At 63.9% G+C, this 15175-nt stretch carries 14 protein-coding genes and 1 tRNA gene; 10 read left to right on the top strand and 5 right to left on the bottom strand.

The window, feature by feature from the left end; all coding sequences use genetic code 11:
* The first annotated feature begins 27 nt into the window (after positions 1 to 27).
* The 4 genes from FJ959_RS04700 to FJ959_RS04685 all read left to right on the top strand — a co-directional run bounded on the left by FJ959_RS04700 (position 28) and on the right by FJ959_RS04685 (position 3776).
* Positions 28 to 1629, top strand: coding sequence for a flavin monoamine oxidase family protein (locus FJ959_RS04700; protein ID WP_246678921.1), 1602 nt, complete (start codon positions 28 to 30; stop codon positions 1627 to 1629).
* Positions 1630 to 1678: 49 nt separating this feature from the next.
* Positions 1679 to 2092, top strand: coding sequence for a cytochrome c (locus FJ959_RS04695; RefSeq protein WP_140554582.1), 414 nt, complete (start codon positions 1679 to 1681; stop codon positions 2090 to 2092).
* A gap of 90 nt (positions 2093 to 2182) precedes the next feature.
* Positions 2183 to 2695 carry a RidA family protein gene (locus FJ959_RS04690; protein WP_140628741.1) on the top strand — a complete coding sequence of 171 codons (513 nt, stop codon included), beginning with the start codon at positions 2183 to 2185 and terminating at the stop codon, positions 2693 to 2695.
* 280 nt (positions 2696 to 2975) lie between these two features.
* A complete protein-coding gene (locus FJ959_RS04685; RefSeq protein WP_140582923.1) occupies positions 2976 to 3776 on the top strand; it encodes a class I SAM-dependent methyltransferase in 801 nt (266 codons plus the stop codon).
* Between the two features lie 66 nt (positions 3777 to 3842).
* Here the strand turns inward: FJ959_RS04685 and FJ959_RS04680 are convergent, their stop codons facing one another.
* Positions 3843 to 5381, bottom strand: coding sequence for a winged helix-turn-helix domain-containing tetratricopeptide repeat protein (locus FJ959_RS04680; protein ID WP_140554583.1), 1539 nt, complete (start codon positions 5379 to 5381; stop codon positions 3843 to 3845).
* 127 nt (positions 5382 to 5508) lie between these two features.
* Here FJ959_RS04680 and FJ959_RS04675 point away from each other — a divergent pair, with 127 nt between their 5' ends.
* From FJ959_RS04675 to FJ959_RS04665, 3 genes are all read left to right on the top strand, one after another.
* Positions 5509 to 5970, top strand: coding sequence for a cupin domain-containing protein (locus tag FJ959_RS04675; protein WP_140628738.1), 462 nt, complete (start codon positions 5509 to 5511; stop codon positions 5968 to 5970).
* A 199-nt stretch (positions 5971 to 6169) separates the two neighbouring features.
* On the top strand, positions 6170 to 6871 hold the full coding sequence (locus tag FJ959_RS04670; protein ID WP_140628735.1) for a haloacid dehalogenase type II: 702 nt from the start codon (positions 6170 to 6172) through the stop codon (positions 6869 to 6871).
* Positions 6872 to 7287: 416 nt separating this feature from the next.
* Positions 7288 to 8661 carry a DUF262 domain-containing protein gene (locus FJ959_RS04665; protein ID WP_140628732.1) on the top strand — a complete coding sequence of 458 codons (1374 nt, stop codon included), beginning with the start codon at positions 7288 to 7290 and terminating at the stop codon, positions 8659 to 8661.
* Positions 8662 to 8866: 205 nt separating this feature from the next.
* On the opposite strand, the gene FJ959_RS04660 is transcribed toward FJ959_RS04665, so the two are convergent.
* The 4 genes from FJ959_RS04660 to FJ959_RS04640 form a co-directional block, all read right to left on the bottom strand.
* A tRNA-Arg gene (locus FJ959_RS04660) sits at positions 8867 to 8943 on the bottom strand.
* A gap of 105 nt (positions 8944 to 9048) precedes the next feature.
* Positions 9049 to 9975 (bottom strand): HNH endonuclease, encoded by a 927-nt coding sequence (locus FJ959_RS04655; protein WP_246680765.1) that lies wholly within the window; start codon positions 9973 to 9975, stop codon positions 9049 to 9051.
* Between the two features lie 145 nt (positions 9976 to 10120).
* Positions 10121 to 11041 carry a DUF1003 domain-containing protein gene (locus tag FJ959_RS04650; RefSeq protein ID WP_140628729.1) on the bottom strand — a complete coding sequence of 307 codons (921 nt, stop codon included), beginning with the start codon at positions 11039 to 11041 and terminating at the stop codon, positions 10121 to 10123.
* 746 nt (positions 11042 to 11787) lie between these two features.
* The gene (locus tag FJ959_RS04640) at positions 11788 to 12618 is read right to left on the bottom strand and encodes a D-alanyl-D-alanine carboxypeptidase family protein (protein ID WP_224519056.1); all 831 of its coding nucleotides are present in this window, start codon (positions 12616 to 12618) and stop codon (positions 11788 to 11790) included.
* A 272-nt stretch (positions 12619 to 12890) separates the two neighbouring features.
* On the opposite strand from FJ959_RS04640, the gene FJ959_RS04635 reads away from it, so the two are divergent.
* The 3 genes from FJ959_RS04635 (at position 12891) to FJ959_RS04625 (ending at position 15148) form a co-directional block, all read left to right on the top strand.
* Positions 12891 to 13994, top strand: coding sequence for a hypothetical protein (locus FJ959_RS04635; protein WP_140628723.1), 1104 nt, complete (start codon positions 12891 to 12893; stop codon positions 13992 to 13994).
* Positions 13995 to 14125: 131 nt separating this feature from the next.
* Positions 14126 to 14737, top strand: a complete 612-nt coding sequence (locus FJ959_RS04630) for a nucleoside triphosphate hydrolase (protein WP_140491298.1) — start codon at positions 14126 to 14128, stop codon at positions 14735 to 14737.
* Positions 14738 to 14830: 93 nt separating this feature from the next.
* Positions 14831 to 15148: a hypothetical protein gene (locus FJ959_RS04625; RefSeq protein ID WP_140628720.1), complete on the top strand. Its 318-nt coding sequence runs from the start codon at positions 14831 to 14833 to the stop codon at positions 15146 to 15148.
* Positions 15149 to 15175 lie beyond the last annotated feature (27 nt).

Genomic DNA, 15175 nt, shown 5'->3' with positions numbered 1-15175 from the left:
GGCGTGCCGCTGATCGAGGAGACGAACATGCAGCTCGAACAATCCCTTGCCGGCATGCGCCGGCGCGACCTTCTCAAAATGATCGGCATCACGGCGGGCAGCGCCGCAATGTACCAGGCCATGACCAGCATGGGGCTGGCGGCAGAGTCCGATTACAAGGGACCGATCAAGCTCGAAGGCGACCCGAAGGGCGCTTCGGTGCTCGTCCTGGGCGCCGGCCTGGCCGGCATGCTGGCGGCCCTGGAACTGCGCCAGGCCGGCTACAAGGTGAAGATCCTCGAATACAATGCCCGCGCCGGCGGCCGCAACTGGACGATACGCGGCGGCGACACCGTTGCCGAACTTGGCGGCTACACGCAGAAATGCGAGTTCGACGAGGGGCTCTACCTCAATCCCGGCCCCTGGCGCATCCCTTACCATCACAACGGGCTGTTGGCCTACTGCCGGAGGCTCGGGGTGACGCTGGAGCCGTTCCAGCAGACCAATCACAACGCCCTGCTGCACTCGACCGAGGCCTTCGGCGGCAAGCCCAAGCGCGTGCGCGAGATCGAGACCGACTTCAAGGGCCACACGTCGGAGCTGCTGGCCAAGGTGGCCAAGAAGGGCCAGCTGGAAGGGCTCGTCTCCAAGGAGGACCAGGAGGTGCTGCTCGAGGCGCTGCAGTCCTGGGGGGCGCTGGACAAGGACTACAGCTACAAATCCAGCCTCGCGACCGCCGAGTTCCGCGGCTACGAGAAGGAGCCGGGCGGCGGCATCGGCGCCGAGCCGGCCGCGGGTCAGGTCATCGGCGCGTCCGATGTGTTGAACTCGCGCCTGTGGGGCAGCCTCGCCAACTTCTCGCTCTACGAATTCCAGACCACCATGTTCCAGCCGGTCGGCGGCATGGGCAGGATCGGCGAAGCCTTCGCCAAGCAGGTCGGCGACCTCATCACCTACAATGCCAAGGTCACCAAGATCGCCCAGAACGACAAGGGCGTGACGGTGACCTATGAGGACGCGAAAAACCCCGGAACCGCCCAGGAAGCCAGCGCCGACTGGTGCGTGTGCACCATTCCGCTCACCATCCTCAGCCAGATCGAAATCCAGGTCGGCGGCGCCATGCAGGCGGCGATCGGGGCGGTGCCCTATGCGTCCTCGGTCAAGGTCGGCCTGCAGATGAAGCGCCGTTTCTGGGAGGAGGACGAATCGATCTTCGGCGGCGTCAGCTACACCAACCTGCCGATCTCGCAGATCTCCTACCCCAGCACCGGCTTCAACGCCGGCGGCAAGGGCGTGCTGCTCGGCTGCTACACATGGAACGGACCGAACTCCTACGAATTCACCGCCATGACCCCGCAGGAGCGCGTGCAGAAGGCGGTGGAATACGGCGCGCAGATCCACCCGCAATACAAGCAGGAGTTCGAGACCGGCGTTTCCTGGGCATGGCACCGCTCGCCCTTCACGCTTGGCTGCGCGGGCGACTGGACCGAGGAGGCACGCAAGGAGCATTACGACAATCTGTGCCAGATCGACGGCCGCATCGTGCTGGCCGGCGAGCATGCCTCCTACATTCCCGCCTGGCAGGAGGGCGCGATCCTGTCCTCGCTCAACGCCATCACCCGCCTGCACCAGCGCGTCATGCAGGGATGAGGCCATGCCGATCCCTTCGTTCACCCCGTATCCCGCGAGGCATCCCATCATGAGCAGCTCCTTCAAAAGACCCAGCGGTCTCATCGCCGCCATGGCCGTCGCCATGGCGTTCACGGCCCCCGGCGCGTTCGCCGATTCGGCCGGTGTCACGTTCAGCCAGGGCGATACTTTCACCGAAAAGGACGGCGCGGCGCTCTATGCCAATGTCTGCGCCGCCTGCCACCTGGACAAGGGGCAAGGCGCGGTCGGCGCCGGCCACTATCCGGCGCTGGCCAAGAACAAGAACCTGGAGACCGGCGGCTATCCCGTAAGCCTCGTCCTGCACGGGCAAAACGGCATGCCGCCGGTGGGGCAGATGATGAGCGACGACCAGGTCGCGGCCGTGGTCAACTATGTCAGGACGCATTTCGGCAACGACTACAAGGATGCCGTGACGGCGCAGGACGTGAAGGATGTCCGCTGAGTGGCGGATGTCGCCCGCACATGCGGCAACGCAAACCGCGCGGCGGGCATTCCGGCGCTCGCCGCCCTCTCGAATGGAAGGAAACGGGTCATGAAACCATCGATCGGGAAATCATGGATTGGGGCCGCCGTGCTGGCGGCGGGAATGCTGGCGGCCGGCGCGGCCGTGGCCGACGACGTCGTTCGCCACAAGATTCCGAATTCGGATTTTCCGATCCTGCGCGCCGTCGAGGTGCCGGCCGGCAAGACCACGGTCTATCTCAGCGGCGCCGTGCCGTCGGTCATCGACGAGAAGGCCGACAAGGCGACGATCGCCGCCTATGGCGACACCGAGGCCCAGACCGGCTCGGTGCTGAAGTCGATCGACAAGACGCTGGCCGATCTCGGCCTGAAGATGGGCGACGTCGTCAAGATGCAGGTCTTCCTGGTCGGCGATCCCGCCAAGGGCGGCAAGATGGATTTTGCTGGCTTCATGAAAGGATACACGAAGTTTTTCGGCACCAAGGACCAGCCGAACCTGCCGACGCGTTCGGTGGTGCAGGTCGCGGGCCTCGCCGGTCCCGGCTTCCTGGTCGAAATCGAAGTGACCGCCGTGCGGCCCTGAAGCCGGGCGTTCGGCCAGCCCGTTGCGCCAGGATGCCAAACGGGCTGGCGAGGCGCGGATCCGGCGGGCCGGGAATCGTACGGTTGAAGTGACCTTCAGGCACCCACCGAAAGGCGGAGTTGGGCGATGTTGACCCGCCAGTGAGGGCTAAACCGCGCGGAGCCCACGCCCAGGCACTAGCCATTCGTCGAAGGCAGGTCGCGCGACCGCGGACGGAAAACCGCCTCACACCTTTCCCGGAATTGCCCTAGCCTCGCCTCTTCAGCGCAGGGAGAGCGAGATGACATCAAGTTTCACCGTTCATGACGCCAGCGGATATGAGCAGCTCATGGGCCGCTGGAGCCGCAAGCTCGCGCCCAAATTCATCGACTTCGCCGGGCTTGCCCGCGGCGAAAAGATCCTCGACGTCGGCTGCGGCACCGGCAGCCTGACATTCGAGCTGGCCAAATCCGCCGAGCTCGCGGCGATCGCGGCAATCGACTTTTCGCCCGTCTTCGTCGAGGCGGCGAAGCGGCGCAACACCGACCCGCGCATCGAGATCCAGCAAGCCGACGCCACCGCCTTGCCGTTCGCCGACGATGGTTTCGACCGCGCGCTGGCGCTGCTCGTGCTCCACTTCGTGCCGGAGGCCGGCAAGGCGGTGGGCGAGATGCGCCGCGTGGTGCGGCCGGGCGGCGTGGTGGCGGCCGTCGTGTGGGATCATCTCGGTGGCATGCCCGGCATGCGCATGATGATCGACACGGTGGCCGCGCTCAGCGAAGGCGGACGCCAGATGCGCAGCCGCTATTGCTTCCAGCCGATGATGCAGCCGGGCGAAATGAAGCGGACTTTTGTCGAGCAGGACCTGGCCGACGTGACCGAAACCGAGCTGATGATCCGCATGGACTACCGGGACTTCGACGACTATTGGGCGCCGATAGCGGCCGGCGAAGGCCCGCTCGGCAAATACATGATGACGCTCGATCCAGCCGAGCGGACGCGCAGCGAGGCCGCCGTCCGCGATGCCTATGAGGCCGGCCGGCCGGATGGCGCGCGGTCGTTTGCGAACGTTGCCTGGGCTTGCAGGGGCGTGGTGCGGTAAGGGCGCCGAAGAACCGCCCGTCCGCCATCTGCCGCCCAGGCCGGTCTCCATGAAGACGCACCGGCGCTATTGCGGCAGACCGGCGGCCTGCAGCGCCTCGCCAAGGCATTGCGCGACCGCCGGGGCGCAATGTACGGCGGCGAACTGCCGACCGTAGCGAAACGTCGGATGCAGCTCACGCACCCGCGCCGCTGCCGCCATCGCCTCGTCCAGCCGGCCGAGCTTGGCCAAGGCGGCGGCCAGTTGCACATAGGTGATGCTGTGGGCGGGATTGGCCTGCACCGACCTGTATGCGGCACGGCAGGCCTCGTCATAGCGGCCGCGCAGCAGATGGCTCATCGCCTGCGCGTCGAAGGCGGCGAAGGCCCAGGGGTCGAAGGGGCTGAGCCGCATCCCGCGCTCGCTCCACGCGATGGCCTGCTCCGCTTCGCCGCTCCAGCCGAGGATGACGCTGCCCAGAATGTAGGTCAGGGCGGATGACGGGCTGACGGCAAGCGCGGCTTCCAGGGCGGTGAAGGCGGCCTTGCGGTCATGTCCATCCATGCCGATCGAAAACCCCGCAAGGGTAAGCGCGGCCGCGTCGTCCTGTCCGTGCAGGATGGCCAGCCGGGCATGGCGTACCGAAGCCTCGCGATCGGCTTCCTGCAAGCCGGCGCGAAGGAACAGGCAATGATGGCACATGGCGGCGTTGCCATGGGCAAGCGCATAGGTCGGCTCGAGTTCGATGGCGCGTTCGAGCAGCACGAGCGCCTGCGCCACCCGTTCGGGCATGCCGGAATCCACGTCCGGCTGGGCGCGCAGCACGAGGTCGTAGGCATCGAGACTGTCGGGGCGCTTGCGCCTCACCCTCTCGATTTCGACGCGCCGCAGGCTGGGCGCGATCGCGCCGACGGCCGCCAGCGCGATCTCATCCTGGAGCGCGAAAATATCGGCGGAGGCGCGGTCGAAGCGCTCGGCCCATATGTGGGCGCCGGTCGAGGTGTCGATCATCTGGCCGGTGACGCGCACGCTGCCGCCGGCCCTGCGCACGCTGCCTTCGAGCACATAGTGGACGCCGAGCTCGCGGCCGACCTGCTTCACGTCCACCGCGCGCCCCTTATAGGTGAAGGAGGAGTTGCGCGCGATGACGAACAGCCAGTTGATGCGCGCCAGGCCGGTGATGATGTCGTCGACGATGCCGTCGGCGAAATAATCCTGTTCGGGATCACCGCTGAGGTTCGAGAACGGCAGAACCGCGATCGAAGGCTTTCCGGGCCATGTCAGCGTTGCCGCCTCGGGGCCCAGGCCACCGATCGCGACCTCGGGCCCGACATAGCGATAGCCGTGCCGCGGCAGCGTCTCGATCCAGCTTCCGCCGCCGGCCGCGCTCTCCAGCATGCGCCTGGCCGCCGCGATCTGCACCGTCAGATTGCTGTCCTCGATCGCTTGGCCCGGCCATGCGGCGTCGATCAGCGCCTGCTTGGGAACCGGCTTGCCCGTGCGTTCGACAAGCAGCGCCAGCAGCGCGACGGCCCGTTGGCCGAGCGGCGTCGGCTGGTCACCGTGGAACAGGATCCCGGCTTCGCCGTCGATGCGAAAGGGGCCAAAGGCGAGGCTCGTTGCCATTCCCGAAGGAGATACCGTTTGCAATCTTTTCGCAATGATTTCGCAACGGCTTCACGACTGGCCGGCCGGGTAGAGGCATCCTGTGCCGGTGGCTGCGGGAAAAAGCAGCGAACCGATGGAGGATCAAATGAGCGCCGCCCCTGTCATCCGGATGCCCGACGAGAACAAGGGGGTCATGTTGCGTGGCCAGCCGATGGTGTTTCTCGTCACCGGCGAGGATACCAGACACACGAGCATGTTCGACTGGACCATACCGGCCGGCTTCGCCACCGGCCTGCATATCCATCGCGTGCAGGAAGAGACCTTCTATGTGCTTGACGGCGAATGTGTCTGGCACGTCGGCGCGCAGGTAATCCGGGCGACCCCCGGCACCTTCCTGTTCATTCCGCCCGGCGTGCAGCACAACATCACCAATGTCGGCGAGAAACCGGCCAGCGTGCTGATGACCGTCTCGCCGCCCGGGCATGAGCATTATTTCGAGGAACTTGCCAGGCTGGCCGCAAAGAGCTCCCCGGACCCGAAGGCGCTTGCCGAGCTGCGGAACCGCTACGACACCGACCAGCTCTCCACGTTGACGGCGAGTGCCTAGGCGCAGTTGGTCGACAGGGGTAGTTGGCCTGCCTCCGGCGCAACTGTGACCTCCGGTGGCTGCGATGTCCGGACACAGCGAAGATGATCTCCACGGCCGAGAGGTGGCCCTCCAACGCGGGGAACCCTGCATCTGGATAAAAGCGAGCAGTGGTCTAATCTCCCTCGGGATTCCGACGTCTTTCGCAGGGGATACCCGAATGGCACTTGGCGGACCGCGCCCGACTTGGCTTACTTTCGACTGCTACGGCACGCTGATCCAATGGGATGAAGGGCTGATGGCCGCGATGGAGACGATCCTGTCGCGCAAGGGCCGCAGGATCGAGGCGCAGACATTCATCCCGGTCTACGACCGGCACGAACACCAGCTCGAGCATACCAGGCCGCACCTCTCCTTCGCCGAGGTGACGGCCAAGGCGCTGCAGCTGGCGATGCGGGATTTTTCGCTGGAAGCGGAAGCCGGCGACGCCGAACTGCTGACATCCTCGATCGGCCGCATGCCGCCCTTCCCGGAGGTCGTCGCGACGCTGCAAAAGCTGAAGCAAGCCGGCTTCAAGCTGGCGATCATCTCCAACACCGACGACGCCATCATCGCCGGCAATGTCGCGCAGCTGGGCGGCGCCATCGACCGGGTCATCACCGCGCAACAGGCGCAGGCCTACAAGCCGTCGCGGCAGATCTTCGAACACGCCTGGCGCACCCTTGGCGTGACCAGGGACGAGCTGGTCCACATCTGCGCCAGCCCGCACCTCGACCTGACCGCAGCCCGCGACCTGCACTTCCGCGCGGTGTGGGTCGACCGCGGGACAGGACGAAGGCCGCCGGCGGATTACGAGCCGGACGCGGTGGCGCGGCGGTTGGACGAAGTGCCGGGGTTTTTTGAGGCGGCTGGGTGGGTTTAGGGCGGGAGCGGCCAAGTGCCGCCCGACCGCCATTTTCTACCAGAACGACCGCACCGCGATCAGTTGCTGCGAGGCGCTGAAGGAAGCCGGCCTGCGCAGAAGCTTCGCCATTGCGCAACTCGTTGGCAGAAGGCACTCGCCCAGGTAGCTTGCGGCGCAAACTGAGGGAGTGTGCTTTTGTATCAGCAGACATTCAAAGCCATTAACGACATGTTGTTGAGGAGGCCGGCTGCCAAAGTGAACTGGACTACACCGAGCAGATCTCGTGGAGGCTGCAACCACGGCGACGGACGCACTATTGCTCGCGCTCAAAGTGGTCTCAAAATACGAGCAGGCATAGAGCTATATAGGGCAACTTAGACAAATACAGGATTATCAACGAAGTCGTAACGCACTTTGAAGTTTGGGGGCGAATCGTGAAAGCTAAATCGGAGACCATGACGGTTGGGGACCTTGTCGAATTACACAAGGAACAGATGCTGAAAGCGAATCCAGAATATCAGCGGGGTATCGTCTGGAATTCAACGCAGAAGAAGAAACTTATCGATTCCGTGCTGCGCGGTTATCCCTTGCCTCGCATCTACCTGCATCATGTTTCGAAGAGCGTCGCGGGTATGAAAAGCGAGGGGCTCGAAGTGATCGACGGTCAGCAACGGATAAACGCGCTGAGCGAGTTCGCGCAAGGTGCATTCAAGTTGTTCGATCCGATAGTGGACGCAGCGGCTGCCAAGTTCCCTGGCTTCATCCAAAATCAGCCGTGCGATTGGGCGCATAAGAACTTTGAGGGTTTGGGTGAGGAACTGCAGGCACGCTTCCTCGATGCCTCAATTCCCGTGGCGAAGATTGAAACGAAAGACGCCAATGAGGTAAGGGACCTTTTCGTCCGGTTGCAGGGCGGCGTACCGCTAAGCGCGCAGGAGAGGCGGGACGCGTTCCCCGGCAACTTCACGGATTTCATATTGCAGATCGGTGGTAAGCCTGAGCTGGTACGCTATCCCGGCCACGATTTCTTCGTGCGCTCGTTGGGCATGAAGCCTGGGCAGGATCGTGGCAAGACACGGCAGCTCGCGGCGCAGATTGCTGTGCTGTTCTTCCATCGGCGGGAAAGTGGCGCAGATAGCTATTGCGACATCAACGCACAGGCGTTGGACGATTTCTATTACCAGAATCTCGATTTCGATTCTGCGTCCGATGGCGCAGCTCGCCTGGTCGCCATTCTCGACAAGCTTGCCCAACTGCTCCAGCCTGGAAAGCACGGAAAGTTGCGCGGGCATGACGCGATCCACCTCGTGTTGCTCACTGACACGCTATGGGACGACTATGTGCGCAGCTGGGAAGGCCGCTTACCGGAAGCGCTAGACAAGTTTTTGGCAGCAGTCGCCGAAGGAAATCTGACGAGGAAGGCCTCCACGCCGAGTGAGTACTGGTCGCAGTATGCGCAATGGACACGCGTCAATTCGGATCGAGGAGACACGATCGCCCAGCGACATCGTTTCTACCAGGAGAAGATGCTGGGGAGCCTTCAGCCGCTGCAGCCTAAGGACCCAGTGCGGCTTTACGGCGAACTGGAACGAAGCGTTCTGTTCTACCGTCAGAAAAAACAATGCGCGGTGTGCGACGTGGCGATGAACTGGCGTGAGGTCGAAATTCACCATATCGAGGAACACGGCAAGGGCGGACCGACGTCGCTCGAAAACGGCGCGGCCGTGCACAAAAAATGCCATCCAAAAAGCGCGACAGAGACGCAGGCGTTGGCGGAAAAATTGAACGGCAGCGGGCGCGTGGCCTAGACTTGTGATCTAAGACACCGTCATGTTCCCTAACTCTGTTAGCGTGGCAGCAATCGATGAAACAGCTGGGTTGTTACTCTGGTGTTTCTGATTGATGCCATGCTTGTCCGTTCATTTGCTGTGACAACGTTGTGACAGGACGGGTATTTGGAGGGGGCATCGCGCAAAATCGGCGCGAATATACCAATCAAATCAGCGGCTTGAGTGGCGCACCCGACAGGATTCGAACCTGTGACCTCTGCCTTCGGAGGGCAGCGCTCTATCCAGCTGAGCTACGGGTGCTTCCCGGCGGGCCGGAAAACGAACCGGGTGAACCGGCAAGTCACGGCTTCTTAGCGGAAGCGGGCGCGGGCTTCAACGGCGAACTCATTTTTGTTCGAATGCGAGTCATCCGAGAAACCGGCTGTTGTTGTGCCAGGTCAGCGCATCGCGATCGGGCTGCTGACTGGCGATGGAAGGGACAGCAACGGACGATCCGTGAAGTTCGTAGTAGTGTCGACCATTCTCAAATTCCTCGCGAATGCGCCGGCTCACCTCAAAACGACTATCAGGAGTAATGGTCACATACCCTTGATCGAACAGGCTGTGGATGTCCCGCCGCATGAGGATGCCATTGTTCGGAGAGTGTTCTCCACCGTCGGCATAGGGGCGAATATGGGCGGCCTCCAATGCTGGCAAGGTACGCTCCTTCGTAATGGCGCATCGCCTGTCATAAAGATCCGTCACCAACAGCCTAAACGCTCCTTGACCGAGACGCGGTCGTATCAGCACAGGCTCACCAAATCGCGACGCCTCTTCCGAAAACCCTGTGCTGGTGGAAACAGCGGGAGTCATTGCGTCCTGCACCGAATTCCAAAGTGCCGCGCCTTCAGAACTATCAGTCCCGTAGGTCGTAAACGAAACAATGTTCTTTGACCAAGATGGCGGTGGCGGAAACCAGCGGCTCTCTTCGAGAAAGAAGGGCTGGGTGAGAACTCGGCAACCGATCTCGACGGGTCCGGCTGTTCTCGGATCGAGCTTTCGATAGCAGAGGATGCGTGTTCGCATCTCGGCGAGGCTCGTCACCCCATTGCTTTTGCCGAACGCCTCCCATGCCAGCGATAGGGGCATGACTGTAGAGGAAGCGAAGATCCCACCTCCCACGATCATGTTGATCGGGGCATGCAATTTGAACAGAAACAGCTCACCCGGTTGCAACGCTCGAAACGGTCTTGGCGATGGCGACCAGAAATTGACCTCCATCAAATCTGGCATCCGGCGGAGCTGCTCGAACCAGTCTCCATCCGTTACCGCGACCACAATTTTGACGGCCACGCCCGCTACCCCTTGCGGCTATTCCGGCACAAGCTATTGCCGTTGCCTTGGTATTCCTCTTCGGGAAATTAAACTTTAACGCCAGACTTTCTACCGGCAGACAATTTCTGCAGCGGCTCAACGAAATCGCTGCGCAGACAATGCCTCATCCTCCCGCCTCGCCCCGCACCGCCCGCCTCCTCACTCCCCGTGCCGCGCGCTTCGCCTTCTTCGCTCCGGTCAGCTCATGCATGGCGTCGAGCTGCATCTGCTGCATCTCGGCCAGACGGGTCCATTGGCGCGAGATGAGGTAGTCGAGTTTTTCGTGCAGATGGCGCACTTCGAGCTCGGCCTTGAGGTTGACGCGGTAGTCGTTGAAGGAGCGCAGGCGGTCTTTCACCTCCTGGCGCTTCTGGCTCATCATGATGATGGGCGCCTGGATGGCGGCGATGCAGGAGAGCAGCAGGTTGAGCAGGATGAAGGGGTAGGGATCGAAGGCGCGGTTCAAGCCCTCGAACAAATTGATGGCGATCCACACCAGGAGCACGCCGGCGAACGAGATCAGGAACCACCAGCTGCCGCCGAAGGCCGCCATGTTGTCGGAGACGCGATCGGCAAACGAGCGGTGCTCCTCGAACTCCTCTTCCGAGTTTTCCGAAATCGTGTCCTGCCTGGCGATCGATTCCACCACCTGGCGGTCGAGCTCGGAGAATTCGCCGTGCTCCTGCTGGAGCAGCTCCTCCATGTAGCGCATGCGGTAGCGGCCGAGCTCCTCGCGGCTGATGCGGGCGCCATGCGGCAGGTCGGGATGGTCGGAGCGGATGCGGTCGGCCAGGCTCGGGCGCAAATCGTCGATGCGCACCAGGTCGCGCTTGCGGAATTTGCGGCCCGAGATCGCCGACGGTCTTTTCTTGGGCTTTGCCCGCGAGGTTCCGGGCAAGGCCGGCTCGGAGTCCGGCACTTCCGGCGTGTCGAAATGCTCGTCCGAAACCCCGTGCAGGTCCTCCCCCGTGGTCGGCGCCTCGAAATATTCGCCGCCGCTGTCATTGTCCGCCTGCTGCTCGGACGCCTTGGGGAGGGTGCTCATGGTGCGGGCTCCTGCTGTGGTGGAAGACGATAGACCGACGCGGCGATGCTTAGCCAGCATCACGGCGATTTGGCATGCCTATGCCACGCCTTGCGGACGATTGCGTGACAGGAAGGGGCAGCGGGCCGCCTTTCGGGGCTGGTAGAGAGACATTCGAGGTTGGCGGCGGCTCTATGAAATCGTTATCAACCCCTGGGGAAAACCATAACGGGGGCGAAGCTCCGTCGCGGAGCCTGGATCCATTCCGTGGCATTGGCGGCGGTGGAGCAGAATTGCGAACCGTTGCGGCGCCTGCCGAGTCGCGGCATGGATCCTCGCGCCGCGTCGCTACGCTCCTTGCTCCGACGAAGTGATCGGCTGGCGCCTGAGCGACGGCAACAAAAACCCGCCTTGCGGCGGGTGGCCGGCGCAAATCAGCACCATAGCGAGAATAGTAGCATAGTTGCCTTCAACCTGTCAAGAAAAAATTCCTATCGGGTCAAGTGGACGCCATCGCCCGCTTTCGAGCGACTGCGCCGCCCCTCACTGTCCTGCCGGACATCTCTCCCCGTAGAACGGGGAGAGAGGGGCTGTTATCGCCGGTTTCGCCCATCACCAACGCTGCAAAAAGGGTGCCGAGGTTGCGGCCAGCCCCTTCTCCCCGTCACTATACGGGGAGAAGTGCCCGGCAGGGCGATGAGGGGCGGCACTGACTTCGATAGTTGAGCAAGCTGGTCCGAAGCGAGGCAGCCCCGCAGCTCGCCCGTTCACTGCTGTTCGGCGTACATCACCCTGGTCGGGGCGTCGGCAACCGCCGGCGATAGGTTGCGCTGGATCAGCGCCTCGACATGGTCGTTGCGCTGGCGGGCGCTGTCGGCGCCCATCACCACCACGATCAGCTGGCGGCCGTCGGCTTCGTAGGAGGTGACGATGTTGAAGCCGGAAGCCCTGATATAGCCGGTCTTGATGCCGTTCACGCCGCGCACGCGGCCGAGCATGTCGTTGTGGCCGCGCACCAGCCGGCCGCGGAACATGAAGTCGCTTTCGGAAAAATAGTGGAAATGCTGGGGGAAGCGCTGGTGCAGCGCCATGCCGAGCACCGCCATGTCGCGCGCGCTGGTGACCTGGCCGTCGTCGGGCAGGCCCGAGGCGTTGCGGAAAATGGTGCTGGTCATGCCGAGCTGGCGCGCCTTCGACGTCATCATGGCGGCGAACTGCTCCTCCGAGCCGCCGAGATATTCGCCCACCGCCACCGCCACGTCATTGGCCGACTTGACGACGATGGCGCGGATGGCGGAGTCGACGTCGATCGTTTCCCCGCGCCGGAATCGCAGCTTGGTCGGCGGCTGCGAGGCGGCGTGGTCGGAGACCGGGATCTGCGTTTCCTTGGAGACGCGGCCGCTCTCCATCGCCTCGAACAGGAGGTAGAGCGTCATCATCTTGGTCAGCGAGGCCGGATAGCGCTGCGCCCTCGAATTGACCTCGAACAGCTGCTTGCCGCTTCTGATATCGACGACGATGGCGGCGTATTTCTGCGGCGGCGCCGGCACGGCGAGCACAGAGTCCGGCGGTGTCGTGGTCGAGCAGCCCGCAGCCATCAGCAACAGGCCAAGGGCGACGAAAAGTCTCTGGACGAGCGGAAGGCGACGCAAGGGGGACAAGGACAGGTCTGTTCTGGCTGGGCTGTTGCTGAGATGCGGCGAAGCTAACGTAACCCGCCGGCTGCGTCCATTTGGTTAATAGCGGTAGCCCCAGCTTTGTCTGCTTTCGCAAGCTTGCGTTCCTAGGATGATGCAAAATGCCGGTCGCGGCGCTTGCGCAACCGGCGGCGAACGGTTCTTGTTGCGCCTTCGGATTCGATGAGAGCGCTATGGATACGGTTACCCTCAAGGCACGCGGCATTTCGGTTTCGCTGGACACCACGGTCGGCCATGTCGCCGACATGGTGATCGAGAATGGCGGGCGCCAATTGCGGCCGCTGCACCGCGCACCCTGGGTCGGCGCGCCACGCGAGACGCTGCCGGCCGACTTGCCCGAGGGCACGGTGCGGCTGTCCGGCGATTTCCTGTGCGCGCCGTTTTCGCGCAGCGATGTCGAGGAAGCGCCGCTGCATGGCTGGCCGGCCAACAGCGCCTGGGACGTCACCGAAAGCAGCGCCGTGGACGGCGGCTGGCGAGCCGTTTTCCGGCTGCGCCGCAAGGTGATGGGCGCGACCGTCGACAAGATCCTGACGCTGCGCGACGGCCATGCCTTTCTCTACCAGGAACATGTGTTTTCCGGCGGCCACGGCGCGATCTCCGTCGCCCATCATCCGATGACGGCGATGACGGATGGCGGCCGGCTGGCCTTTTCGCCAAAACGCTTCGCGGCCTCGCCGGCCGATCCGCTGGAGCCCGATCCCGCGCGCGGCCGCTTCCTGCTCGCCTATCCCGGACGCAGCAGCGATCTCGGCCATTTTCCCGCCGCCGGCGGCGGCACGCTCGACCTGACGGATTACCGCATGGACGACCGGCGCGAGGATTTCGTCACGCTGGTCGAGGCCGATCATGGCGGGCCAGGCTGGACGGCCCTGGCGCGCCGGGCCGAGGACGATCTGGTTCTGGTGCTGAAGAACCCGGCCGAGCTGCCGGTCACCATGCTGTGGTTCAGCAATGGCGGCCGCGACTACGCGCCGTGGAGCGGCCGGCATCTGGGCGTGCTCGGCATCGAGGACGGGCGCACAGCCGTCGGCCATGCCGCCTCGATCGGCGACAACTGGCTGACACGCGAAGGCGTGGCGACGGCGTTTACGGTCGGCGAAGGCGCCAGCGTCTCCTTCCGCCATGTCATCGGCGCCCTGCCGCTGGCGGGCGGCGAGCCGCCGCAAGAGGTCACCACGGCGGACGGCCGCATGCGGCTCTTGGGCCGAGGCTCGGCGCGGGAGGTGCCGTTCGACAGCGATTTCCTGCGCATCGGGCAGGCCGCGGCTGGTTGAGCGGATTGGCTTCGAACGTCGGCGTTTCGACACTTGACCACCGCACCTTACCCAAAATGCCGGTTTGAAATTTCCGCCGAGTGCCGCCAGAATAACGGTCGCGCCAACCATCAGGGGCAAGCGAGGCCGCCATGTCCGAAATCGCCCATCTCGCCGCCACCATCTTCAAGCGCGCCGGCAAGGCAAAGCGCTTCATCGTCGCCATTGCCGGACCGCCGGGGGCCGGCAAGTCGACATTGTCGGCGAGCCTGCACGATCTGCTGCCGGAAGGCGCCGTGGAGGTCGTGCCGATGGACGGCTTCCACTATGACGACGTCGTTCTCAACCAGCGCGGGCTGCGCGCGCGAAAGGGCGCGCCGGATACGTTCGACTTCGGCGGCTTCGAGACGCTTCTGAAGCGCATCCGGGCGGGAGAGCCCGACATCGCAATCCCGGTGTTCGACCGCGGCATGGAACTGTCGCGCGCGGCGGCGGCGATCATCGGCGCGGAGACCAAATTCATCCTGGTCGAGGGCAATTACCTGCTGCTCGACGAGGAGCCGTGGTCGCGGCTGGCGCCGCTGTTCGATTTCTCGATCTTCGTCGAGGTGCCGCGCAACGAGCTCGAGCGCCGGCTGATGGAGCGCTGGCACGAACATGGCCGCTCCGAGGAGGATGCGCGCGCCTGGATCGCCTCCAACGACATGCCCAACATCGAACGCGTGCTGGCGCGGCGCCGGGCGGCCGACCTGGTGATTGGTTAACCTGCTAATTGTCGGTATTTTTCGACGGGAACCTTAAGGGGTTTCGCACCGTTATGGCCGGGAACCGATTGTCCTGCGTAAGGGGATTTTGCAATGGCAACCAAGGCAAGAAAACCCGCGACCGCCAAGACCAGGACGACGAAGACGACGCAGGCGAAAGCCGGCGCTGGTTCGGCGATCGCCGAACGTTCGAAGGACGCAAAGCCCAGCTTCGGCAAGGCCGCGCCTCGGAAGGTCGCGGCCGCGGCCGCAAAGCCGGCCAGCGCGCGCAAGCCGGCGCCAGACAAATCCGGCGCCGTCCGCACCGTGGCGAGCGTTGCAGCCGGCGCGGTGGTGGCGACGGCACGCGGCGCCGCTTCGCTGGCGGCTTCCGTGATGGGCAAGGGCGGCCCGAAAGCCAAGGCGAAATAGCCCAGCCGAGTCGGCCAAGGCTACGAT

This window comes from Mesorhizobium sp. B2-2-4 (assembly GCF_006442375.1).
Classification (GTDB): Bacteria; Pseudomonadota; Alphaproteobacteria; order Rhizobiales; family Rhizobiaceae; genus Mesorhizobium.
Note: the sequence above shows the minus strand (reverse complement) of the source record. Positions and strands in the feature narration are given on the sequence as shown.

What these genes read in the sequence shown, in the direction of transcription:
- FJ959_RS04700 (WP_246678921.1), top strand. Translation starts at nt 28, where the DNA reads ATGCAGCTCGAACAATCCCTTGCCGGCATGCGCCGGCGCGACCTTCTC.
- FJ959_RS04695 (WP_140554582.1), top strand. Translation starts at nt 1,679, where the DNA reads ATGAGCAGCTCCTTCAAAAGACCCAGCGGTCTCATCGCCGCCATGGCC.
- FJ959_RS04690 (WP_140628741.1), top strand. Translation starts at nt 2,183, where the DNA reads ATGAAACCATCGATCGGGAAATCATGGATTGGGGCCGCCGTGCTGGCG.
- FJ959_RS04685 (WP_140582923.1), top strand. Translation starts at nt 2,976, where the DNA reads ATGACATCAAGTTTCACCGTTCATGACGCCAGCGGATATGAGCAGCTC.
- FJ959_RS04680 (WP_140554583.1), bottom strand. Translation starts at nt 5,381, where the DNA reads ATGGCAACGAGCCTCGCCTTTGGCCCCTTTCGCATCGACGGCGAAGCC.
- FJ959_RS04675 (WP_140628738.1), top strand. Translation starts at nt 5,509, where the DNA reads ATGAGCGCCGCCCCTGTCATCCGGATGCCCGACGAGAACAAGGGGGTC.
- FJ959_RS04670 (WP_140628735.1), top strand. Translation starts at nt 6,170, where the DNA reads ATGGCACTTGGCGGACCGCGCCCGACTTGGCTTACTTTCGACTGCTAC.
- FJ959_RS04650 (WP_140628729.1), bottom strand. Translation starts at nt 11,041, where the DNA reads ATGAGCACCCTCCCCAAGGCGTCCGAGCAGCAGGCGGACAATGACAGC.
- FJ959_RS04640 (WP_224519056.1), bottom strand. Translation starts at nt 12,618, where the DNA reads ATGGCTGCGGGCTGCTCGACCACGACACCGCCGGACTCTGTGCTCGCC.
- FJ959_RS04635 (WP_140628723.1), top strand. Translation starts at nt 12,891, where the DNA reads ATGGATACGGTTACCCTCAAGGCACGCGGCATTTCGGTTTCGCTGGAC.
- FJ959_RS04630 (WP_140491298.1), top strand. Translation starts at nt 14,126, where the DNA reads ATGTCCGAAATCGCCCATCTCGCCGCCACCATCTTCAAGCGCGCCGGC.
- FJ959_RS04625 (WP_140628720.1), top strand. Translation starts at nt 14,831, where the DNA reads ATGGCAACCAAGGCAAGAAAACCCGCGACCGCCAAGACCAGGACGACG.